Origin of the sequence: Pseudomonas sp. BP01, from assembly GCF_022760795.1 — a bacterium.
In the GTDB taxonomy this organism is placed as follows: domain Bacteria; phylum Pseudomonadota; class Gammaproteobacteria; order Pseudomonadales; family Pseudomonadaceae; genus Aquipseudomonas; species Aquipseudomonas putida_Q.
Genome location: NZ_JAFBKA010000027.1, coordinates 58,763 through 80,965 on the forward strand (window position 1 = coordinate 58,763; position 22,203 = coordinate 80,965).

The window sequence follows — 22,203 nt, forward strand, 5'->3', positions numbered from 1 at the left end:
TGAGGTCTGAAATGGTTTTCGAACCCAGAAGCAGTCGTTCCTTACTCCAAAGAAGAAGCAGCGTAAGTAACGCCATTCAGGCGGGGCTCGATGGTATTGCAGTAACCGGTATTGCCTGGTATCTCATCTATGACCAGTTTGGTTACATTACCTCCGATTATGTGATCATGTTACTGTTGCTGGTCGGCGCACTGGCCGTCATCTACGACCATTATGCAATCTATCGCACTAACGTCGGTCTTTCTATCAAGGCCTTCCGCCTGTTCAAGGCCTGGTCGGCAACGTTCTGTTTTCTTGTGGTCATGGCCTTTTTGACCAAGCAAAGTGAAACGTATTCACGGCTGTTGGTCGTGCAGTTGTTCATCATTGGTTATATTGCCCAGTTGTTCTTGCACTTTGCTGTTCGTGAACTGCAAAAGCGCTTTACCGCGCATGCACGTCTGGACAATGCACTGATTATCGGCAACGGTGACCTGGCCAATTTTCTGTATCAAAAAATCAGCAGCAACCCCTGGTTTGGCGAGCGGGTGCTGGGGTGTGTGGTGACTGACATAGCTGGTGAGCAGGGGCAGGAAAGTGCTGAGGGCAAGCAACGCCTGCCCGTGCTTGGGCACATTGCAGACCTGGATGAAATCGTTGCCCAGCATGGCATTCGCACCGTGTACCTGGTGACCCCGCTGGGGGGCTCAGAGGTCATCAACGATGTGTACTTCAAGTTGCTCGACAAATGCATCGCTGTGAACTGGGTGCCGGACATCTTCTCGTTGCGCCTGATCAACCACAGCGTGCGGGAAATTGCTGGTATTCCCGTGCTGACCCTTTCTGAAACGCCGCTAACGGGTATGAGCCTGTTCCTGAAGAATATCGAGGACCGGGTATTGGCGGCATTGATACTGCTGTGTGCATCGCCTGTCTTGCTGGGCGTTGCACTGGCCATCAAACTTACCAGTCGCGGGCCCGTGTTCTTCCGTCAGGAACGCACGGGTTGGACGGGCGAGTCGTTCCGTATCTGGAAGTTCAGAAGCATGCATGTTCATCAGCCGGACAATGGCGTGGTCAAACAGGCGCAGAAGAATGACCCGCGGTTGACCAAGATTGGCGCTTTCATCCGTCGCACCAGCCTCGATGAACTGCCACAGTTGTTCAACGTGTTAACGGGCGAAATGTCGCTGGTGGGGCCAAGGCCACATGCGTTGCAACATGACACGTTATATTCACAAGACATCGTCGATTACTTTGCCCGCCACAACATCAAGCCGGGCATGACCGGCCTGGCGCAAGTGCGCGGTTTCAGGGGGGAGACCAAGGACATCGAACAGATGATCCAGCGGGTGGATTCGGACATCGAGTACATCAACAACTGGTCGCTATGGCTGGACTTTGTGATTCTGGTGCGCACCCTCAATGCGTTTACCGGTAAGCACGCTTACTAGCCATCGAAAGCACAACACATACTCTGTGGGAGCGGGCGTGCCCGCGAAGAATGCGACGCGCTGTATGGCACCGGCTGTGCCGGTGTTCGCGGGCACGCCCGCTCCCACAGGGCCCGATCTGAATCAGATAGTTAATATGTTGTTCGAAGAAAGCGACCGCTTACAGGCGGGCTAGTCCTTGTTCAGTGGATGCAATTCCCTGAACCCCCGTGCTTCCTCCACCAGCCAGTCATGCACTGCCCGTGCGCCCGGCTGGTTCAACCCGCCTGGCGGGTAATGCACCATGTAGCGTTTGTGGTTGGCGATTGGCACGCCAAACGGCACGATCAGCGCGCCGCGCTCCAGTTCGTCATTTAGCAGTGTGCGCCGGGCGATGGCTACACCAATACCGGCAATTGCCGCCTCGATGGTCAGGTGGTTGCGGTTGAAGGTATGGCCACGCCGCACATTCAGGCCGGCGGCGCCAATCCCCTCCAGGTAGAACTCCCACTCCGCATACTCCGAACTGCCACGCCAGGCAGTGATGTCATGCAGCAGCGGGTAGTGCACCAGGTCTGCCGGCCCATGCAGTGGCGGGCGCCCGCGCAGCAGGGTGGGTGAGCACACCGGGAAGATCTGTTCGTCCAGCAGGGGTGTCGAGAGCATGCCAGGGTAGCTGCCATCGTTCAGGTCGATAGCCAGGTCGAAGTCGCCTGGGGTCAATGCCTGGGCGCTGTCTTCGGCCACCAGGCGCAGTTCGATGTCCGGGTAACGCTGCTGAAAGCGCGGCAGGCGTGGGGTTAGCCATTTGGCCAGGAACGACGGGATCGAGCGCACGCGCAAGGTGCCACGTATCTCACCGGCGTCCAGGCGCAGCAGTTCAGCCTCGATACTGCCGTAGGCCTCGGCCACCGTCTGCGCCAGGCGTTGCCCTTCGGCACTCAGCTCCACGCCACGCGCCCGGCGCAGAAACAGCCGGTAACCCAGGCGCTCTTCCAGCTGGCGCATTTGCTGGCTAACCGCGCCGGGGGTGATGTGCAGCTCTTCGGCGCAGCGGGTAAAGGACAGGTGTCGGGCTGCGCAGGCGAATACATGCAGCCAGACAAAGACCTGGCCATTGAGTTGTCGTCGCATTGTTTAGTACCACTAAAGGCTTGCTTAGAAAGATTCGTTGGTCATCTGTGAGCCAGCGCGTCAGTATCGCGCAAAATCGCACTACCGCTCAATTTCATCAGATAACCGTGCTGTGGATTCATATCAGGGCACGGTCAGGCATTAGCATGGCTATCAGTGTTTTCGACCTTTTCAAAATCGGCATCGGCCCGTCCAGTTCCCACACCGTCGGCCCCATGCGGGCAGCGGCGACGTTTGCCCAGGCCCTGCGTGAGCAGGGCCTGCTGGCGCAGGTAACGCGCGTCGAAGTGCGGTTGTATGGCTCGCTGTCGGCCACCGGGGTTGGCCACGCTACCGATCGCGCCTGCCTGCTGGGGCTGATGGGCCAGTGGCCAGACCGCATCGACCCGGCCACCATTGACTCGCGCATTGGCCAGGTGTTGCAGGAGCATTGCCTGATGCTGGATGGCAGCCACCCGCTGGCCTTCGAGTATGGCTGTGACATGTTGCTGCTCGACGAGAGCCTGCCTTACCACCCCAATGCCATGAGCCTGGAAGCAATGGACGGGGAGGGCAGCCTGCTGCTGCAAACCTATTATTCGGTTGGCGGCGGCTTTATCGTCGAGCAAGCCGAAATTGATGCCCTCTCTGCCAAAGCCAATGACGTTGTGCTGCCTTATGAGTTCGACAGTGCTGCCCAGTTGCTGGCCTTGTGCAAAGCACACAGCTTGAGCGTGGCGCAACTGATGATGGCCAACGAACGGGCCTGGCGCCCGGAAGCGGAAATACGTGAAGGCCTGTTGCGCATCTGGGCGGCCATGCGCGAGTGCGTTGATAACGGGCTGCGCAACGAAGGCATCTTGCCTGGCGGGCTGCACGTCAAGCGCCGCGCCGCGCGGCTGCACCGCAGTCTGCAGGAACTGGGCAAGCCCAACGTGATTGGTTCGACGCTCAGCGCCATGGAGTGGGTGAACCTGTTCGCCCTGGCGGTGAATGAAGAGAATGCCGCCGGCGGGCGCATGGTCACCGCGCCCACCAATGGTGCCGCAGGCATTATTCCGGCAGTGCTGCATTACTACATGAAGTTCAACCCGACCGTTTGCGATGCCGATGTGGTCGACTTCCTGCTGGCGGCAGCGGCCGTCGGTATCCTGTGCAAGAAAAATGCGTCGATCTCGGGGGCAGAGGTAGGTTGCCAAGGCGAGGTGGGTTCGGCCTGCTCGATGGCTGCCGCCGGCCTGGCCCAGGTGTTGGGGGCGACGCCGCCACAACTGGAAAACGCGGCCGAAATTGCCCTGGAACACAACCTGGGGCTGACGTGCGACCCGGTTGGCGGCCTGGTGCAGGTGCCGTGTATCGAGCGCAATGCGATTGCTGCGGTCAAGGCGATCAACGCGGTGCAGATGGCGTTGCGTGGCGATGGCGAGCACTTCATTTCGCTCGACCGGGTGATCCGCACCATGCGTGATACCGGGGCAGACATGCATGCCAACTACAAAGAGACCTCGCGCGGCGGCTTGGCAGTTGCTTTTGTCGAGTGCTAAAAAACCGCATCGGGCAATGCGGTCTTTTGTGGGAGCGGCCCCTTAGCGGGCTTTCTGCTTGGCTTCAATGAAGCTGGCGCGCATGTCCTTGGCCCAGCCATCCAGTACCGGCTTGACGTCATTCAGGGTCAGCTTCTGGGTATCGTTCTCCAGTTCCTGGCCCGCGCCTTTGCGTACCACCTGGGCCAGCACTTTCTGGCTGGCACCGTCCAGGAACGCCGCCTCCACGCCCACGTCCACGTCCTGGTCACGGCCGCCCGTGGCGGTGTTCACGCCTGCGGCGATCAGCGCGATGGGGATCACCTCATAGGGTCTGAGGCCCTCGTTGCTGGTAGACACTGCCGTGATCGCCGGCCGCACCACGATCACGCCCGGGCCAGGTCCATTGGCCAGCGGCATGACACCACCGATTTCACGCCGCAGCGCTTCGTTGAAGTAGCGGGTGATTTCCCCCAGTGTCTGCGCGGAGATGACCGGGGTGGGTTGCGGCTTGGGGTAGAACTGGCTGGGCTCGATGAATACCTGGCTGTACTGGTTGATATTGACCTTGGGGTCGATCCAGCGCATCACCGAGGCACCCGACGGGCTCTTGGCTTCTTGCAACCGGCTGTAATCCTTGAGGAAGCCGGAGTAATCCTTGGGGTCCACGCGATTGCTGGAGCAGGCGCCCACGGCAAGCAGTGCGGCGCACAACAGGGTAATGCGAGGCAGTGATTTCATAATAAAGGCGTATCCATGAGAGGTCGGCCTGAACAACGCTAGCAGCTGCGCCGCAGTTGGCCAGTGCGCGAGTTCAATCCCCGGTGGAAAGGCGAAAAGTGGGCGTAGATGCACCGCGTGGCTTGCGGCCAGCTCAACCCAGTGCTTCGCGCAGCCGGTACCACAGCATGCCCAGTGCCAATAGCGGCGAGCGCAAAGCCTTGCCGCCAGGGAACGTCAGGTGGGGAACAGCGCTGAACACATCCAGGCCTTGGCTGTGGCCGAGGGCGATGCTTTCGGCCAGCAATTTCGCCGTCCAGTGCGTCACGTTCAGCCCATGCCCGGAATAGCCCTGGGCGTAGTAGACGTTCGGGTGCTGGCTCAGGCGCCCGACTTGGGGGAAGCGGTTCGCGGTGATGCCGATCATGCCGCCCCACTGGTAGTCGATGCGCACGTTGGCCAGTTGCGGGAACACCTTCAGCACCTTGGGCCGCATGTAGGCGGCAATATCCTTAGGGTCGCGGCCGGAGTAGTGGCAGGCACCGCCGAACAGCAGGCGGCGGTCTGCCGTGAGGCGGTAGTAGTCCAGGCCGACCTTCTGGTCGCACAGCGCCATGTTCTGCGGGATCAGGGCAGTAGCCAGTGCTTCGGGCAAGGGTTCGGTGGCGACTACGTAACTGCCGGCCGGTAGCACCTTGCCGCTCAGCCGCGGTTCCAGCTCATCGAGGTGGGCGTTGCAGCCCAGCACCAGGCTGTCTGCCCGCACCTTGCCACGGGCCGTGTGCAAGGTCACGCGGGGGCCGTGCTCGATACGCAGCACGGGGCTTTGTTCGAAGATGCGCACGCCCAGGCTATAGGCGGCACGGGCTTCGCCCTGAACGAGGTCGAGTGGGTGCAGGTGCCCCGAGCCCATGTCTACCAGGCCGCCCGCGTACTGGTCGCTGGCGACGATTTCATGCAACTGCCCAGGGCCTACAAGGCGGGTTTCAGGGCGATAGCCAAGCGTTGCCAGGTCATCCTGCTCGTCCTTGAACGCGGCGAACTGCTCGGCTGTGTTGGCCAGTTCGCAGAAACCCCAACGCAGGTCGCAGGCAATGCCGTACTGGGCGATGCGGCTGGCCACCAGCGCCACCGAATCGATGCCGGCCTGTTTCAGGTAGCGCACGCCGTCCTGGCCGACATGCCGGGTGAAACCGCTGACGTCATGGCCGATGCCGCGAATCAGCTGGCCGCCATTGCGTCCGCTGGCGCCCCAGCCGATGCGCCGGCCTTCCAGCAGCACCACCGACAAGCCACGTTCAGCCAGTTCCAGGGCGGTGTTGACGCCGGTCAGCCCGCCGCCGACCACGCACACATCGGCCGTCAGTTCGCTGTCCAGGCTGGGGTAGGGCGCCGCGTTGCGTGCCGTGGCAGCGTAGTACGAAGCAGTGTGTTGGGAATCGAAAGACATGGGCGTTCTCGGCTCAGCGGTTGGACTTGATCTTGCTCCAGGAGCGGGTCATGACGCGCATGATCTTCGGGCTCGGGGTGCTGGAGATGTACAGCTTGTCCAGTACGTCCTGGGGTGGGTAGATCTCGGGGTTGTGCACCAGCGATGCATCCATGTAGGCCTTGGCGTCCGGGTTGGCGTTGGCATAGCCGACCGTGGCACTGACTTTGGCGATCACTTTCGGGTCGAGCAGGTAATTGATGAAGGCCAGGGCCTGGTCGGGGTTGCTGGCGTCCTTGGGGATGGCCAGCAGGTCGAACCACAGGTTGCTGCCTTCCTTGGGAATGCTGTAGGCGACTTTTACGCCGTTCTTCGCTTCGACAGCGCGGTTGGCGGCCTGGAACACGTCACCGGAGTAGCCGAAGGCCACGCAGACATCGCCATTGGCCAGGTCGGAAACATATTTGGATGAATGGAAGTAGGTGATGTAGGGGCGCAATTCGAGCAGGCGTGCTTCAGCCTTGGCGTAGTCGGCCGGCTTTTCGCTGCGCGGGTCCAGGCCCAGGTAGTTGAGCATCGCCGGGAACAGTTCGTCGGGCGAGTCCATGAAAGCCACGCCGCACTGCTTGAGCTTTTTCAGGTTTTCGGGCTCGAACAGCACCGCCCACGAGTCGATATGGTCGACGCCCAGTGCAGCCTTGACCTTGTCGACGTTGTAGCCGATGCCGTTGGTGCCCCACAGGTAAGGCACTGCGTACTGGTTGCCGGGGTCGTTCTGTTCAAGCTGCTTGAGCAGCTTGGGGTCCAGGTGTTGCCAGTTGGGCAGCTTGCTGCGGTCCAGTGGCAAAAAGGCACCGGCCTGGGCCTGGCGGGCGAGGAAGTGGTTGGACGGCACCACCACGTCATAGCCGGTGCGCCCGGCCAGCAGCTTGCCTTCCAGTGTTTCGTTGGAGTCGAACACGTCATAGACCACCTTGATCCCGCTGCTGGCCTGGAAGTCGGCCAGGGTGGTGTCACCGATGTAGTCGGTCCAGTTGTACACACTGACCGAGGGCGTGGCCTGGGTGGTGGTGGCGAACAGCAGGGTGAACGCAGCGGGGATCAGGGCTTGCAGATGACGCATGGGGACACCTCGTTGGTCTTGTTCTTTGAGTGCGGTGTACGGGGGCGCAGAGCGCCCCGGGGTGGGTCAGACGCTCATCATCAGGAACTCACGCTCCCAGGAGCTGATGACCCGCTTGTAGTTCTCGTGCTCGGCACGCTTGACGGCCACATAGCCCTGGACGAACTGCTTGCCCAGGTACTGCTGCACGGTCTCGCAGTCTTCCATGTGCTGCAGCGCGTCTTCGATGGTGATCGGCAGGCGCAGGTTGCGCCGTTCGTAGGCACGGCCCTGCACTGGCGCGCTGGGATCAAGCTTTTCGACCATGCCCAGGTAGCCGCACAGGAGGCTGGCGGCGATGGCCAGGTAGGGGTTGGCATCGGCGCCCGGCAGGCGGTTTTCCACCCGCATTGCGTCTGGGCTGGAGGTGGGCACGCGCAGCCCGGCGGTGCGGTTTTCTTCACCCCACTCGACGTTCACCGGTGCCGAGGTGTCTGGCAGGAAGCGGCGGAACGAGTTGACGTTGGGCGCGAACATCGGCAGCAGCTTGGGGATGTACTTCTGCAAACCGCCGATGTGGTGCAAAAACAGCTGGCTCATGCTGCCGTCTTCATTGGCGAAGATTGGCTTGCCGGTGGCGATGTCGACCACGCTCTGGTGCAAGTGCATGGCACTGCCTGGCTCGTCGGTGATCGGTTTGGCCATGAAGGTTGCGGCCACGTTGTGTTTGAGCGCAGCCTCGCGCATGGTGCGCTTGAACACAGTGATCTGGTCGGCCAGGTCCAGCGCGTCGCCGTGGCGGAAGTTGATTTCCATTTGTGCAGGGCCGTCTTCGTGGATCAGCGTGTCCAGGTCCAGGCCCTGGATCTCGCACCAGTCATAGACGTCCTCGAACAGCGGGTCGAATTCGTTGGCGGCATCGATCGAGAACGACTGGCGGCCGCTTTCGGCACGGCCAGAACGCCCCAGCGGTACTTGCAATGGCAAGTCCGGGTCTTCACAGCGCTTGGTGAGGTAGAACTCCATCTCGGGCGCGACGATGGGCTGCCACCCCTTGTCGGCGTAGAGCTTGAGCACTTTCTTGAGAACGTTGCGCGGCGAGAGCTCGATGGGGTTGCCTTGCTTGTCGAAGGTGTCGTGGATCACGATCGCCGTTGGCTCGATCGCCCACGGGATCTGGTACACGGCGCTGGGGTCGGGGCGGCAGACCATGTCGATGTCGGCGGCATCGAGCAGGTTGTAGTAGATGTCGTCGTCAACGTAGTCGCCGGTGACCGTCTGCAGCAGCACGCTTTCGGGCAGGCGCATGCCACGCTCGTGGAGGAACTTGGCGGTGGGCGCGATCTTGCCGCGGGCGATGCCGGTCAGGTCGCTGATCACGCATTCGACTTCGGTGATGCGGTGTTCTTTCAGCCAGGTGTACAGCTGATCGAAGGGGGCGTTCATACAGACCTCTTGGTTGGGTTTTAGTGTGGGAGCAACGCGGCTTGCAAGGTGTTGCACTTCCCAGGTGACGCACTGGAGACTATCTTGGTCGCAGCCCCCGGGGCCGATCTATCCATTTTCTTCGGCAAGCAATGCACCAAAAGAGTGCAACTAGGATCTCGCGTGACAACGCCCAATGCGCTGCAAGTCCAGGCCTTCCATACCACCGACGTCTCCGAGCAAGTGCGCGCTACCCCCGGCTGGCAGCAGCAGTACCGGCAGATGTCGCCGGGGCATTTCAGCGGTGAGCTGCGCTGGCTGGGCATGGAGGGCGTGGAGGTGTACGAGGAGCGACTGAATACCCGCGTAGAGCAGTTTTTCCGGGCACCGAGTGGTTCACTGGCGTTTTGCTTCGACCGCAGCGAAAACAGCCTGTACTTGCTGAACGAGCAAAGCCGCAATATCTGGATAACCCCGGAGAACTACCAGGAAGTGGCAGTGGTGTTCGACCAGGCCTTCCTGGCCCGCCATGGGCTGGACCCGCAGCGCCTCGAAGGGTTGTTCATGGTGCCCCTGGGCAGTGGGCAGAACGCGTTGTTTGGCAGTTGGCTGAGTGCCACGCTGACGCGCCTGGGGCAGGCCGATTGCCCATTGCAGGGGCAGGCTCTGGCGGAGCAGCTGCTGGAGGATTGCCTGTTCATCCTCGATAACGCCAGCCAGCGCCTGCAGGGCGTAGCGTTGGGGCGGCGCGACGAAGAACGGGCGATCATGCGTCGGGTCAGCGAATGGGCGGCCGATTGCCCCGAGGAGACGTTGAACCTGATGGAGCTGGCAGATGTTGCTGGGGTCTCGTTGCGCCAGTTGCAGCAGGCATTCAAGGCATTTACCGGCATGCCGCCAGCGCAGTGGCTGCGCTTGCGCCGGCTTAACGGCGCCCGGCGCGATTTGTTACGCGATGGCAGGGCGACCGTGGCCGAGGTCGCGATGCGCTGGTCATTCTGGCATTTGGGAAGGTTTTCAGAGAGTTACCGGCAATTGTTCAAGGAGTTTCCGAGCGAGACCTTGAAGCGGGGCAGGGGCTAAGGTAGCGAAATAGCTGCTGGCCTGTTCGCGGGCTTGCCCGCTCCCACAGGAACCTGAGGCGATCCTGTGGGAGCGGGCGCGCCCGCGAACAGGCCGGCCCAGCCAACACTGAACTCAGCATCTCACGCCGAAAGTTGCTATCGTGCCGCCCTGATCCAACCCGAGGTGCCGATGTTCTACCTGCCTTTGCCCAGCGACCAGGCCGACCGCCTCGCCAGCGAGCCCAACACCGACTTTTTCACCACTGCAAGCGTCCTCGAAGCCGCCGCAGTGTTGTTCGTGCAAAACCTGCCGCGCCAGCCCGCCACCGCCTCGGCCGATGCACAAGAACGCCGTTTCGCCGAAATCGTGCGCATCGCCAACGAAGTTGAAAGCGCCGCGCCTGGGCGCTTTCAAAGCCAGGTAGCGCAGCACTTCGATCGTGAAGCCTTTGCCATGGGCCTGGGCATGCTGGGCGAAAACGGTATTGCTCTGCTGTCGGCCGAGGTGCAGTACACGCTAGACGAACTGTTAGATAACGAAGGCCAGTGGAATTTCCAGTTCGCCGACACCTACCGCCAACGGGCCACACCGCTGCATCCGGTGTACCTGCCGTCGCTGGCCAGCAACCTGATGCTCAGCGACCAGCAGAACCGCCTGCTGCGCGAGTTTCTCAGTGGTATCGACGAGTCAGTGGCGGTGCAGGGATTTGCTGGCACTGGCAAGACCTTCCTGATTCACCAGTTCGCCCGCCTGCTGGAGCCACAGCGCACGTTGCTGCTGGCAATGACCGAAGGCCAGTTGCGCGCGCTGCAGGCGCGGGTAAAGGACGCTGCCGCCTACACGGCGCTGACCTTCGGCCAGTTGGCTGACGAACTTCTCAACCGCGACCTCACCAGCAACGGCTGGCGTCTGCGCGACCCGTATCGCACCAAACTGTCGTGGCGCCCGCAGAATGACCAGGTTGTACGCTGGCTGGCCATCCCTGACATCGGCCCGCTCGCCGCGCGCGATGTGGTTGCCTTGTGCATCCGCGCCGTGCGCACGTTCTGCCACAGTGCCGACACCCAGCTTCAACTGCACCACTTGCCCTGGGCCGGGCCTGGCACTTCACCGCTGGACCAGGAGGTGCTGCTGGAAAAAGCCCGCCTGTACTGGCAAGAGCTGATTCGCCCGTCCGCGCGGGACGTCCAGTTGCCTGTGCGCGACTACCACCGGGTCAAGCTGCTGTCGTTGACCGGTCATGTGATCGATAGCCGCTACACCCACGTGATCGTCGACGAGGCCCACGAGCTGTCGGCACCGATGCTTGACGTGCTGGATCGCAGCCCGCAGTCGATCATTGCCCTGGGCGACGAATTGCAGAACCTCAACGGCCTCAGCCCGCACCATGGCAGCTTCATCCGCCAACGCTGCATCGACCATTCCCTGCGTGCCGGGCCGGCGATGGACAATGTGCTCAACCCGCTGATCCAGGCACACCCGGCGGCGATCCAGGCGGCCTTTAGTGGCAGCGCCGAGCATTACACCCGGGTCAGTTTCTTCGATACCGTGACGGTGCCGGAACAGCCTACGGCGCTGATCGTCGATGACGAATGGGGGCTGTTTGGCTGGTTCCAGCGCCTGACGCATCAGGGCGTGCCATTCGTATTGCTGAAAAGCGCACGCAAGGACTTCGAACTGTTCGTCGAAGACTGCATGGAGCTGTACCGCCACGGCACCCGGCCGCGACACCCGATGTTGTTCCGCTATGCCAGCTGGCAGGCCCTGGAGCAGGACAAGGGCGATGACAAGGCGTTCAATGCCGTGGCCAACATGCTGCGCAAAGGCTATACCCCGGAGCACTTTGCCAAGGCCAAGAGCCGTTACCGCTGGGACAAGGCGCCCAAGTTGTTCCTGGGGCGGGTACGGGATGTGAAAAACATGGAGTTCGCTCGGGTGATGGTGTCGCCGGAGCTGATGGTGCCGCCGCAGGTGGCGGGTAACCGCAATGAGCGGGCGCGAATGCTGGCGGGGCTGTATACCGCCTGTTCGCGGGCGCGGCATGAACTGATCGTGCCGGGGGGGATGCTGGACTGGGTCAAGGACCAGGTTCGGGACTGAGGCATCTGGGGCCGCTCTGCGGCCCCAGGGTCGTGAATCAGTTACGGTCCAGCCACACTGTCTGGGCATTGGTGAACTCGCGCACCCCAAAGTGCGACAGCTCTCGGCCGAACCCGCTCTTCTTCACGCCGCCAAACGCCACGCGGGGGTCGGAAGCGCAGTAGCCGTTGATGAACACGCCACCGGTATCCAGTGCCGCAGTCATGCGCTCAGCCAGTGCATAGTCGGCGGTGTAGATGGTCGCGGCCAGGCCAAACTCGCTGTCGTTGGCCAGCTCCACCGCGTGGTCAGCATCACGTGCCGTGATGATCGCGGCCACCGGCCCGAACAGCTCCTGCTTGAATGCGGTCATTTGCGGGGTGACGTTGGCGAACACGGTCGGCGCGTAGACGTTGGCCACGCCTTCGACCTTGTTGCCGCCCAGCAACAGGGTGGCGCCTTCGGCGAGGGTCGCCTGAACCTGGCCGTCCAGCTCGTCGCGCAAGTCGTAACGGGCCATCGGGCCGATATAGGTATCGTCTTCCAGTGGGTTGCCGACTTTCAGTTCGCGGGTTGCTTCAACGAACTTGCGCGTGAATTCCTCGACAATGCTGTCTTCCACGATCAGGCGTTTGGCCGCTGCGCAGACTTGGCCAGTGTTCTGGTAACGGCCAATGACCGCGGCCTTGACGGCGGCATCCAGGTCGGCGTCGGCCAGCACGATGAACGGGTCGGAGCCACCGAGCTCCAGTACACACTTCTTCAGTGCGGCACCGGCCTGGGCACCAATCGCCATGCCGGCACGCACGCTGCCGGTCAGGGTCACGGCGGCGATACGCGGGTCGTTGATGGCGCGGGTGACGCCGTCCGGGGTTACGTTCAGCACTTCGAACACGCCTTCCGGCAGGCCGGCATCCTTGAACAGCTCGCCTAGCAAGTACGCGCTGCCCATCACGTTTGGCGCATGCTTGAGCACGTAGGTATTACCTGCCAGGACCGCCGGCACGGCACCGCGCAGTACCTGCCAGACAGGGAAGTTCCATGGCATCACGGCCAGGATCGGACCCAGTGGGCGGTATTCGATTCGGGCTTTTTCAACCTGGGTCGGTTCCGGCGCAAGCATGGCCGGGCCGTGTTCGGCGTACCAGCGGCACAGGCCGACGCACTTGCTGACTTCGCCACGGGCCTGGGCAATCGGCTTGCCGATTTCGCGGCTGATCATCTGGGCAAAGGCTTCGGCCTTGGCTTCGAGGGTGCTGGCCAGCGCCAAAAGGTACTCGCTGCGCTGACCCAGCGACACTTGGCGCCACTGGCGGTAGCCGACCTTGGCACGTTGCAGCGCCGCTTCCAGTGCGGCGTCGGAGTCGAACGGGTAGGCGCCGATCTGCTCGCCGGTGTACGGGTCGAGGGAGATGGCGTGGGTCAGGCTGCTGATCGCACTCATGGCGGACACTCTCGTTGTTGTTAATCAGTGACGCCAGACTAGTGGGCTATGGCTTTAATGAAAACTGAATAATAATGAGCGAAACATTCACGTTTGGAGAAAGGCTGTGGACCTGGTGCAACTGGAGATTTTCAAGGCCGTGGCAGAGCAGGGCAGCATCAGTGCCGCCGCGCAGCACATCCATCGGGTGCCATCCAACCTGACTACGCGCATCAAACAGCTGGAAGAAGACTTGGGCGTTGAGCTGTTCATTCGCGAGAAGAGCCGCCTGCGCCTGTCGCCTGCGGGCTGGAATTTTCTCGAATACACCCGGCGCATTCTTGATCTGGTGCACGAGGCGCGACTGACTGTTGCCGGTGAAGACCCCCAGGGCACCTTCGCCCTCGGTTCGCTGGAAAGCACCGCAGCCGTGCGCATTCCGGCTTTGCTGGCGGCGTACAACCAGCGCTACCCCAAGGTCGACCTGGACCTGTCCACCGGGCCATCTGGGACCATGCTCGAAGGCGTGTTGTCTGGCCGGCTGGTGGCCGCGTTCGTCGACGGCCCGGTGCTGCACCCGACACTGGAAGGCATGCCGGTGTTCGAGGAAGAGATGATGGTCATTGCACCGCTCAACCACGCGCCAGTTACCCGCGCCCAGGATGTGAACGGTGAAAGCATCTACGCCTTCCGCGCCAACTGTTCGTATCGCCATCACTTCGAAAACTGGTTCGTCAAGGACCAGGCAGTGCCGGGCAAGATTCACGAGATGGAGTCGTACCATGGCATGTTGGCCTGCGTCAGCGCTGGCGCAGGCCTGGCCATGATGCCGCGCAGCATGCTCGACAATATGCCCGGGTGCAGCACGGTCAGCGCCTGGCCGATGTCGGAAGATTTCCGCTACCTGAAAACCTGGCTGGTCTGGCGACGGGGCACGGTATCGCGAAGTCTCAGCATGTTCGTGAAACTACTTGAAGAAGGTCGCTCAGCCTCCTGATAAATATGCAAATTCATAGTGGTTTGATGGTTTAGTGCCGAATGTCACGAGCACAACCGTGCATCAGCCAGAACACCCTCAACCCGAGAGGATCAGATAGTAAGTAAGCCATCCTTTGAAGGAGGGTTGTCCCATGCGTAACCACCACTATGCCCTCGGCGCGGCGTTGCTGGTCACCCTGGCCATGCCATGGACCCTGGCTGCCGCTGCCGACCTCAATGCCCCCATCGACATGCAGGCCGTGCAGTTGCAACCGCAGGAACAGAACGGCGTGCGCTACTTGCAAGGCGGCATTGGCCAGGACGAAGCCAATGCGCTGCGCAAGACCACCGGCTATGACCTGCACGTGGAGCTTTCGACCGGCCCGGAAGGCAAGTTCCAGAGCGGTGCCACAGTCGACATCCAGAATGCCCAAGGCCAGCCCGTACTGAGCGTCACGGATGCCGGGCCGCTGCTGTATGTGCAACTGCCTCCCGGCAAGTACAAAGTCACTGGCAACGCCCAGGGTGAGACGGTGCAGCAATGGGTGACCGTGAACGGCAAGGCCCCCACGAATGTGAACCTGAACTGGCGTTGATGGACAAACAGGCGGGAGTACAGATGTACCCCGCCTGGAAGGGACTCTCTGAACACTGCAGATGGGGGCTAAGCGCATGAAGCCCTGCACACGGCAAGGCACATCTTGAACAGTGATTTCGCCAATAGTGGCAATTCACTTTCAACTTTCTGATTATCTGGACAATAATCCAAAACTATTACTTCATGTGACCGCTCTGGATCGGTCGGTCACCCTTTAAAAAAGATCGAGGGGCCCAAGCCCCCGCTTGCCGTGTAGACCATCAGGAGAGTCGTTGATGAAAACCCTTTTCGCAGCTTCGCTGGCCGCTGCAGTGCTGGCCTGTGCAGGGGCCAACCTGGCCCAGGCCGCGCAGGTGTCAGGCGCCGTGGGCGCCACTAGCCAAGGTGACATGACCTACCGTATCGGCCTGTCGTTCGACTGGGACAAGAAATGGCTGGAAAGCAGCACCGGCTATGTGACTGGTTACTGGGATGCAGCCTACACCTACTGGGAAGGCGGTGACGCCAGTGGCGCGCACTCTCTGTCCTTCAGCCCGGTGTTCACCTATGAATTCAGTGGCTTCACCTACACCCCGTACATCGAGGCCGGTATTGGCCTGGCGGCGTTTTCCAAGACCGACGTGGGTGACCAGCGCATGGGGTCGGCGGTCAACTTCGAAGACCGCATCGGTTTCGGGCTGAAGCTGCCCGGGGAGCAGAAAGTCGGGATTCGCGCGATGCATTATTCCAATGCGGGGATCAAGCAGCCTAACGACGGGATCGAGTCCTACTCGCTGTTCTACAGCAAAGGTTTCTGAAGCAGGGGGCCGCTGTGCGGCCCCAGCCTTTCAGAACGTATAGGAAACCCCGGCCTGCACCGTCCGAGGTGCTCCCGGGTAGGCGTAGGTGTTGAATGCACCTTCGTCATATTCCTTGTTGAACAGGTTTTTCACGTCCAGGTTCAGGCGTACGTGCTCATTGAGCTGGTAGAAGGTCAGCAGGTCAACCACGGTGTACTGGTCCATGTTGTAGGTGACCGCCTCGGTCTGGCCATTACGGTCATCCACGTATTTCACGCCAATACCCAGGCCCAGGCCTTTGGCGAAGCCATCCTGGAATTCATAGGTGTTGAGCAGGCTGAAGCTGTTACGTGGAATGTTTGCCAGGCGGGTGCCGGTGGGCAAGCGGTTGTCCTTGGTAACTTCGGCATCGACATAAGCGTAGCCGCCGATCACCCGCCACTCTGGGGTGATGTTGCCAGCAATGTTGATGTCCAGGCCGCGGCTGCGCACCTGGCCAGCGGCGACGCTGTAGTTGGGGTCCGCCGGGTCGCGCGTCAGTACGTTTTCCTTGACGATATGGTAGATCGCTGCGTCCACGCTCAACTGGCGATCAAGCGCTTCCCATTTCACGCCCAGTTCGTAGGATTTGCCCTTCTCAGGGTTAAAACCACGCCCCGTCGCACCTGCAGGCGCACCGCTGTTGGGCTTGAATGAACGTGCGGTGTTGGCATACACCGCCACGGTGTCGGTCAGGTCATACAGCAGGCCGAAACGCGGAGTGACACCGTTTTCGCCCTTGCTGAAGTCACCCGCTGCGCTGAGCTTGTTGACGTAATCGTGTTCGAAGCGCTCGAAACGCACGCCTGCCAAGGCCTTCAGACGCTCGGTCAGGGCCACCTGGTCCTGGACGAAGAAAGCCCAGGTCTTGAGGTTTTCCTTGTCGTGGGTGGTGGTACGGGTCAGGGCAGGGCGCGCCTGGCCCAGCACCGGGTCGAAGATATCAATCGGGTAGGCGGTGGCGCCTGCCGCGGAGCGCTGGATAATCGAGTTGTAAACGTAGTCTTCGTACTCGATGCCGGTCAGCAGCGTATGGGCGAAGCCAGCGGTGTCGAAGTGCCCGGTAAGGTTGAGCTGGTAATCGCGGTCGGTCCACTCCAGCTTGCGGTAGTTGAAGTTGCGCCCCAGGGTACGGCCGTCGGGCTGCAAGCCATTGGCTTCCACGGCATTGCCTTTGAGCGAGCCGTCCAGCCACTGCATGCCGCCGCCCAGGGACCAGTTGTCGTCAAGCAGGTGCTCGAAGCGTAACTGGGCCATGTTGTTGTCGTTGTGCAGCAGGTTGTCGCTGCCTTTTTCCCAGATGTTGGTATCGCGTGAGGCTGTTCCGAGCTGCCCGGGCAGCCGTGTCAGGCCGCGGTCCAGCGGGTGGTTGTTACGCATGAAGTCGCCTTCGAAGATGATCTTCGTGGCGTCATTGACCTGCCAGCTGATGACCGGTGCCACATCATATCGCTCGCTTTGCACGTCATCGCGGAAGCTGTCGCCACCTTCGCCCAGCAGGTTCAGGCGGTAGGCCAGCGAGCCGTCCTGGTTCAGAGGCCCGGTCGCATCAAGGGTTGCCCGGTGCATGCCTTGGTCATCGAACTGACTGCCCAGGGTGACCTTGGACGCTGGCAGTGGCTGTTTGCTGACCACGTTGAACGTGCCGCCGGGATCGCCGCGGCCATACAGGCTGGTGGCCGGGCCACGGATCACTTCCAGGCGCTCGACGGTATTGGCGTCCGGGGCGTTGGGGTAGCCGCGGTTGATCGGGAAGCCATTGCGGTAGAACTCGCCGGTAGTGAAACCACGCACAGTGAAGGTGGTCAGGCCCTGGCCGCCGAAGTTGTTGGCGCGGCCGACACCGCCGGCGTAGTCCAGCCCGTCCTGCAGGCGCGTGGCGCCGGTGTCCTGCAGCACATCCTTGGGCACCACGCTGACCGATTGCGGCGTTTCGTGCAGCGCCGTGTCGGTACGGGTGGCACTGGCCGAGCGGCTGGCCTTGTAGCCTTGGACCGGGCCATCGGCGCGTTCGCTGTCGGCGGTGTCGGTGATGCTGAGGGCCTGAAGTTCGATCCGGGCGGGTTCGCTGAGCGGTTCAGGCTCGGCCAAGGCCAGTGGGGAGACAGCATGGAGCACACAAAGCGAAACGAATGTGCGACGCATCGACGGTACGATCCTGAAGTAGGGCGCTGAAGGAAAGGTGGGCAAGCGCCGCGAAACTACTACGAATCATTATCAGATGCATTATTTTTAAGTGGCACTGGTGTACCAGATACCAGCGGGTGGACGCTGTGCCAGCCTCCTCGCGGGCCAAACCGCGCAGAGGCCGGCGCAGGCATACCAGCACTCAGCCAACGGCCTTGATTGCCAGCACATTGCACAGCGGGTGCTCCAGTACATGCGCTGTGGTGCCGCCCAGGTAGGTCTGCATGGCGTCATGCCGGTGGCTGCCCATCACGATCACATCCGCCCGGCTGTGGCCGACAAACTGGGCAATGGCCCTGATCGCTGCGCCTTCCAGGAAGTGCCGGCGCTCCAGCGGGATCTGGTGATGGTCACCCAGGCGATTGAACGCCGCACGCTGCGCAGTACGCACGCTGCCATCGAAGCCGGGCATGGTCACGGTGCCGGCGCCGAAGTCGGCGATATGAGTCTTGGCCGCGTCGCACACATGCAGCAGGTGCAGCTCGGCGTTGCATTGCAGGGCCAGGGCACGGGCGCAGTTGATTACCTGCTCATCCAGGTGCTCGCCAGCACCGTGGCTGTTCAGGTCCACGGCGGCGGCAATCTGCCGGGGCAGGGGCAGGCGGATGTCGCTGACCAGGTGCACGGCAACCGGGCTGTCCTTGAGCAGCTGCCAATCCAGTGGCGTGACCAGCAGGCGTTTGAGCACCGGTTCGTGCTGCACGTCCTTGACCAGCAGGTCACAGCCTTGCCGTTCGACGCGTTCCAGCACGCTGCCCAGCGGGTCGCGGGTCAATAACAGTTCGGTGGACACGTCCAGGCCCGCATTGCCCAACTGCTCGGCCTCATCGGCCAGCCACTGGCGGTTGTCACTGAGCAGCCGCTCACGTTCGCGGCCATCGCCCATCAAGCCAAAGGTGTCGACATCGTCGACGAACACATTGATATCCAGCAGTGCACCGCTGGACTCCGCCAGCGCCGCCGCGCGTTGCAGCGCGGGCGTATGGCGCATCTGCGGGCCGAGCATGACAAACAAGCGCTTGAACTGGCTCATCTCACACCTCCACGTGTGGCAGCCCCCCGGTTAGCTGGTTCTGTTGAGTCTAGACCCGTGTGCACCCGATAAAACCAATCAGCTTTTTTTTACCTGGCGTCTGCCCGAGTGCGGCTGGCGCCGCGTGTCGGGTATGATGCGCGCCCCATCATTGTCACGAGGCCTGTCCCATGTCCCTGAGTGCTGAACAGATCGACGAATTTCGCGCCTTCGCCGAGCAGTTGGCCGATGCTGCCGCAGTGGCGATCAAGCCATACTTTCGCGCCAGCCTGGATGTGGAGGACAAGGGCGGGCGCCTGTACGACCCGGTAACGGTGGCTGACAAGGCGGCCGAGGACGCCATGCGCGAGCTGATCCAGGCCCGCTACCCTGACCACGGTGTTCTTGGTGAAGAGGCAGGCGTGGCTGTCGGCAGCAGCCCGTTGACCTGGGTGCTCGACCCGATCGACGGTACCCGTGCCTTCATCACCGGCCTGCCGTTGTGGGGCACGTTGATTGCCCTGAACGATGGCACGCGCCCAGTGGTTGGCGTGATGAATCAGCCATTCACCGGCGAACGCTTTGTCGGCACCCCTGGCGGTGCCTGGCGCAGCGGTACGCCACTGAAAACCCGTGCCTGTGCCGACCTGGCTTCAGCCACGCTGATGTGCACCACGCCGGACATGTTCGACACCGCCGAGCGTAAAGCGGCGTTCGAGGCGGCTGCCGGTAAGGCGCGCTTGATGCGCTATGGCGGCGATTGCTATGCCTACTGCATGCTGGCGTCGGGCTTTGTCGACGTGATCATCGAGGCCAGCCTGCAGCCGTATGACGTACAGGCGCTGATGCCGATCATCGAAGGGGCCGGCGGGGTGATTACGGCCTGGGATGGCAGCTCTGCGCAAAATGGCGGGTGCGTGGTGGCATGCGGGGACCCAGTGCTGCATGCGCAGGTGGTGGAGCTGTTGCGACACGCCATGTGAGCCACAAATCCCCGATCACTGCACTTTTTACGATTTCCGGGCTCTATGCTTGGCCAGGCTGCACTACCCCCCGGTGCGGCCGCCGAATATCGACCCGGTGCCGATGGTTGCAAGCTACCCAAATTTCCTCCCGCGCCTGCTATTGGCAGGCGCGCTCACATGCCTGTGCGCCTGCACCCAGGAGCAGGGCCGCGATATTGTCAGCCAGTTTGGCAACGGCAAACCCAGTGAGTTGTTCCAGACCAGCGTCGACCGCCTGGCCACGCTGTCGATGCGCGACAACTTGCAAAGCCTGTACGTGCTGATGAACAAGCTGTACCTGCGCAACCCCAACCAGTGGAAGATGTCGGGCTACGTGGATGCCGCCACGGCCGAGCGCCAGATACGCATGGCCATCGAACAACGCCTGCCACTGCCGCAACTGGGCAACCGCCGCGACCTGGCTGCGTTGAGCTACGCCCTGAGCCCGGAGTTTCGCGGTGATCGGGTGGGGGCCTTCATCTACGCGATCGGCAGCATGCTGATCACTGCACATGGCGGGCGTACCGAGTTCTACATGACCGATACCATCGACCCGTTGTTCGTCAACAACGCGGCGCGCAATATCGAGAAGGCGACATGGATGCTCAGCCAGCGGCAGGATGCCAATGGGGTGTTGCTGCTGTTCTCCAATGAGATCTCGGAGGAGGGCAGCAACCTCAGCTTTGCCGTGGAGTTCGGCAAGATCGTGGCGCGGCTGGACTTGCTGGCCGAGTTGCTGGATGAGCGTTATCGGCGGATTGGCTTGAATTACGCGCAAAGCCTGTTGCTAATGAACTTTTTGCCGGTGCAGTGAGCCTTAGCCGTTGCGCAGGCCCTTGTGGGAGCGGCCTTGTGTCGCGAAAGGGGCGCGCAGCGGCCCCAAGATCTCAGCCACCAAGGGCCATTGGACGGTTCAGAGCAGCGCCTGTATTGCCTGCCTGTAACGCTGCCCGGCCAGGCTCATGCTGTTGTTATGGGTCGCCCCCGGCACCAGCAGCAATGTCTTGGGCTGCCGGGCTGCGTCGAACAGTTGCTGGCTGAAGCGCGGCGGTACGAATCGGTCATCCATCCCATGCACCAGCAGCACCGGCAGGCCGATGTCGCTGATCTTGTCCAGCGAGTCGAACTTCTGCGACATCAACCAGCGCACCGGCAGGGAGGTATTGGCCACCGCTGCCGCGACATCGCCCAGGGAGGTGAAGGTCGACTCAAGGATCAACCCGCGTGCCGGCGCCGCGACGCCGTTTTGCTGCGCTTCACGGGCCAGTTCACTGGCCAGTTCCACCGCCACCGCGCCGCCCAGCGAATGACCGAATATCAGGCGCTTGCCGGCATCCGGCTGCAGCTGGGCGAAGCGCTCCCACGCAATGCGGGCATCTTCGTACACCGTGGCCTCGGATGGCAGGTCGCCCCGGCTCTGGCCAAAGCCACGGTAATCCACGGCCAGCACCGAGTAGCCCATGGCATGCAGCTGCTCGATGCGGAACAATTGCCCGGTCAGGTTCCAGCGCACACCGTGCAGGTAGAGCACCGCCGGGGCATTGGCGCGCTTGGCTGGCCACCACCAGGCGTGCAGGCTCTGGTTATCGCTGAAGCTGCGCGGGCGCAGGTCGAGTTCCTGCACGTCGCTGGGCAAACCGCGGAACCAGCTGGCTTGGCCAGGCTCGATGCGGAACACCAGCTCGCGCTCCTTGTGCTGCAGCATGGCGCAGCTGGAGGGTAGGCCAATGACCAGCAAGGTGGCGCACAACCAGGTGAGCCAGCGGCGGCGCAGGTGGGTAAGGAAGAGGGTAGGCATGTGCGCTTTCTAGCAGAAGCACTGCGCCGGGTGTTGAAAAAGTGACCGAATGGCAGGGTGGTTTGGTTGCAAGCTGTTTCTGGTAGAACCGGAATATTACCGGTCTCGCGCGGGTTTACTCCCGAAGCGGCCGGTACAGGAAAATACTGTTCGATAAACGAACGCCAGCTCCATCTGGCTTGTCCGCTATCCGCCCATCCAATCCCTTCGCCGCATTGATCAACCCCCGCCATTTTGCTGTAGTGTGCCCATCCACCGGTTGTCGCCTGCCCCCGCTATCCGCAACCGGCCCGATAGAATGACCGTGACGACCGCAACCACCGCCCACAAGGCTGTAGGAAGCGGCGACCAGAACAATAACGATACCGAGTGCCTTGCCTATGGAAAGTCGCCTGCTGAGCGAGCGCAGTAGCGTGTTTCACCACGCCGACCCTTATGCTGTGTCCGATTATGTGAACCAGCATGTAGGCCAGCATTGCATCGGACTGTCCCGCACCACCCACCCCCAGGCCAGCCT

Annotated in this window: 18 protein-coding genes and 1 pseudogene; 10 read left to right on the top strand and 9 right to left on the bottom strand. The window is 61.9% G+C overall.

Annotation, left to right across the window (positions count from 1 at the left end; translation table 11 throughout):
• The first annotated feature begins 11 nt into the window (after positions 1 to 11).
• Positions 12 to 1,433, top strand: a complete 1,422-nt coding sequence (locus tag JOY50_RS21585; RefSeq protein WP_243055802.1) for an undecaprenyl-phosphate glucose phosphotransferase — start codon at positions 12 to 14, stop codon at positions 1,431 to 1,433.
• Between the two features lie 171 nt (positions 1,434 to 1,604).
• Here JOY50_RS21585 and JOY50_RS21590 read toward each other — a convergent pair whose 3' ends face one another.
• A complete protein-coding gene (locus JOY50_RS21590; protein ID WP_132840788.1) occupies positions 1,605 to 2,546 on the bottom strand; it encodes a LysR substrate-binding domain-containing protein in 942 nt (313 codons plus the stop codon).
• Between the two features lie 146 nt (positions 2,547 to 2,692).
• On the opposite strand from JOY50_RS21590, the gene JOY50_RS21595 reads away from it, so the two are divergent.
• Positions 2,693 to 4,069 (top strand): L-serine ammonia-lyase, encoded by a 1,377-nt coding sequence (locus tag JOY50_RS21595; protein WP_132840790.1) that lies wholly within the window; start codon positions 2,693 to 2,695, stop codon positions 4,067 to 4,069.
• Between the two features lie 42 nt (positions 4,070 to 4,111).
• Here JOY50_RS21595 and JOY50_RS21600 read toward each other — a convergent pair whose 3' ends face one another.
• From JOY50_RS21600 to JOY50_RS21615, 4 genes are all read right to left on the bottom strand, one after another.
• Positions 4,112 to 4,789: a DUF3313 domain-containing protein gene (locus tag JOY50_RS21600; RefSeq protein ID WP_132840792.1), complete on the bottom strand. Its 678-nt coding sequence runs from the start codon at positions 4,787 to 4,789 to the stop codon at positions 4,112 to 4,114.
• 133 nt (positions 4,790 to 4,922) lie between these two features.
• Positions 4,923 to 6,218: an FAD-binding oxidoreductase gene (locus JOY50_RS21605; protein WP_138736352.1), complete on the bottom strand. Its 1,296-nt coding sequence runs from the start codon at positions 6,216 to 6,218 to the stop codon at positions 4,923 to 4,925.
• Positions 6,219 to 6,231: 13 nt separating this feature from the next.
• Complete coding sequence (locus JOY50_RS21610) at positions 6,232 to 7,320, bottom strand: polyamine ABC transporter substrate-binding protein (RefSeq protein ID WP_028613959.1); 1,089 nt, start codon at positions 7,318 to 7,320, stop codon at positions 6,232 to 6,234.
• Between the two features lie 66 nt (positions 7,321 to 7,386).
• Complete coding sequence (locus tag JOY50_RS21615; protein ID WP_132840797.1) at positions 7,387 to 8,745, bottom strand: glutamine synthetase family protein; 1,359 nt, start codon at positions 8,743 to 8,745, stop codon at positions 7,387 to 7,389.
• A gap of 162 nt (positions 8,746 to 8,907) precedes the next feature.
• Here JOY50_RS21615 and JOY50_RS21620 point away from each other — a divergent pair, with 162 nt between their 5' ends.
• Together JOY50_RS21620 and JOY50_RS21625 are read left to right on the top strand one after the other, a co-directional pair.
• Entirely contained in the window at positions 8,908 to 9,807 is a 900-nt protein-coding gene (locus tag JOY50_RS21620; RefSeq protein ID WP_132840799.1) for a helix-turn-helix domain-containing protein, read from the top strand.
• A 171-nt stretch (positions 9,808 to 9,978) separates the two neighbouring features.
• Entirely contained in the window at positions 9,979 to 11,889 is a 1,911-nt protein-coding gene (locus JOY50_RS21625; RefSeq protein ID WP_132840801.1) for an ATP-binding protein, read from the top strand.
• Between the two features lie 37 nt (positions 11,890 to 11,926).
• Here JOY50_RS21625 and JOY50_RS21630 read toward each other — a convergent pair whose 3' ends face one another.
• Positions 11,927 to 13,312, bottom strand: coding sequence for an aldehyde dehydrogenase family protein (locus tag JOY50_RS21630; protein WP_138736354.1), 1,386 nt, complete (start codon positions 13,310 to 13,312; stop codon positions 11,927 to 11,929).
• Positions 13,313 to 13,418: 106 nt separating this feature from the next.
• Between JOY50_RS21630 and JOY50_RS21635 the strand changes: the two genes are divergently transcribed.
• From JOY50_RS21635 to JOY50_RS21645, 3 genes are all read left to right on the top strand, one after another.
• Positions 13,419 to 14,288 (top strand): putrescine utilization regulator PtrR, encoded by an 870-nt coding sequence (locus JOY50_RS21635; RefSeq protein ID WP_132840806.1) that lies wholly within the window; start codon positions 13,419 to 13,421, stop codon positions 14,286 to 14,288.
• Between the two features lie 133 nt (positions 14,289 to 14,421).
• On the top strand, positions 14,422 to 14,865 hold the full coding sequence (locus tag JOY50_RS21640) for a hypothetical protein (protein ID WP_028613965.1): 444 nt from the start codon (positions 14,422 to 14,424) through the stop codon (positions 14,863 to 14,865).
• A 277-nt stretch (positions 14,866 to 15,142) separates the two neighbouring features.
• Positions 15,143 to 15,664 carry an acyloxyacyl hydrolase gene (locus JOY50_RS21645; protein ID WP_132840808.1) on the top strand — a complete coding sequence of 174 codons (522 nt, stop codon included), beginning with the start codon at positions 15,143 to 15,145 and terminating at the stop codon, positions 15,662 to 15,664.
• Positions 15,665 to 15,694: 30 nt separating this feature from the next.
• Here the strand turns inward: JOY50_RS21645 and JOY50_RS21650 are convergent, their stop codons facing one another.
• A complete protein-coding gene (locus JOY50_RS21650; protein ID WP_243055803.1) occupies positions 15,695 to 17,830 on the bottom strand; it encodes a TonB-dependent siderophore receptor in 2,136 nt (711 codons plus the stop codon).
• Between the two features lie 184 nt (positions 17,831 to 18,014).
• Positions 18,015 to 18,905, bottom strand: a complete 891-nt coding sequence (locus tag JOY50_RS21655) for a universal stress protein (RefSeq protein WP_028613968.1) — start codon at positions 18,903 to 18,905, stop codon at positions 18,015 to 18,017.
• A gap of 170 nt (positions 18,906 to 19,075) precedes the next feature.
• Between JOY50_RS21655 and hisN the strand changes: the two genes are divergently transcribed.
• Complete coding sequence (gene hisN, locus JOY50_RS21660; RefSeq protein WP_243055804.1) at positions 19,076 to 19,867, top strand: histidinol-phosphatase; 792 nt, start codon at positions 19,076 to 19,078, stop codon at positions 19,865 to 19,867.
• Positions 19,868 to 19,970: 103 nt separating this feature from the next.
• Positions 19,971 to 20,702, top strand: coding sequence for a hypothetical protein (locus tag JOY50_RS21665; protein ID WP_028613970.1), 732 nt, complete (start codon positions 19,971 to 19,973; stop codon positions 20,700 to 20,702).
• Positions 20,703 to 20,801: 99 nt separating this feature from the next.
• Here the strand turns inward: JOY50_RS21665 and JOY50_RS21670 are convergent, their stop codons facing one another.
• Positions 20,802 to 21,686: an alpha/beta hydrolase gene (locus tag JOY50_RS21670; RefSeq protein ID WP_132840816.1), complete on the bottom strand. Its 885-nt coding sequence runs from the start codon at positions 21,684 to 21,686 to the stop codon at positions 20,802 to 20,804.
• Between the two features lie 380 nt (positions 21,687 to 22,066).
• Here JOY50_RS21670 and JOY50_RS21675 point away from each other — a divergent pair.
• Positions 22,067 to 22,203: pseudogene (locus JOY50_RS21675) on the top strand (AraC family transcriptional regulator); the annotation flags it as partial.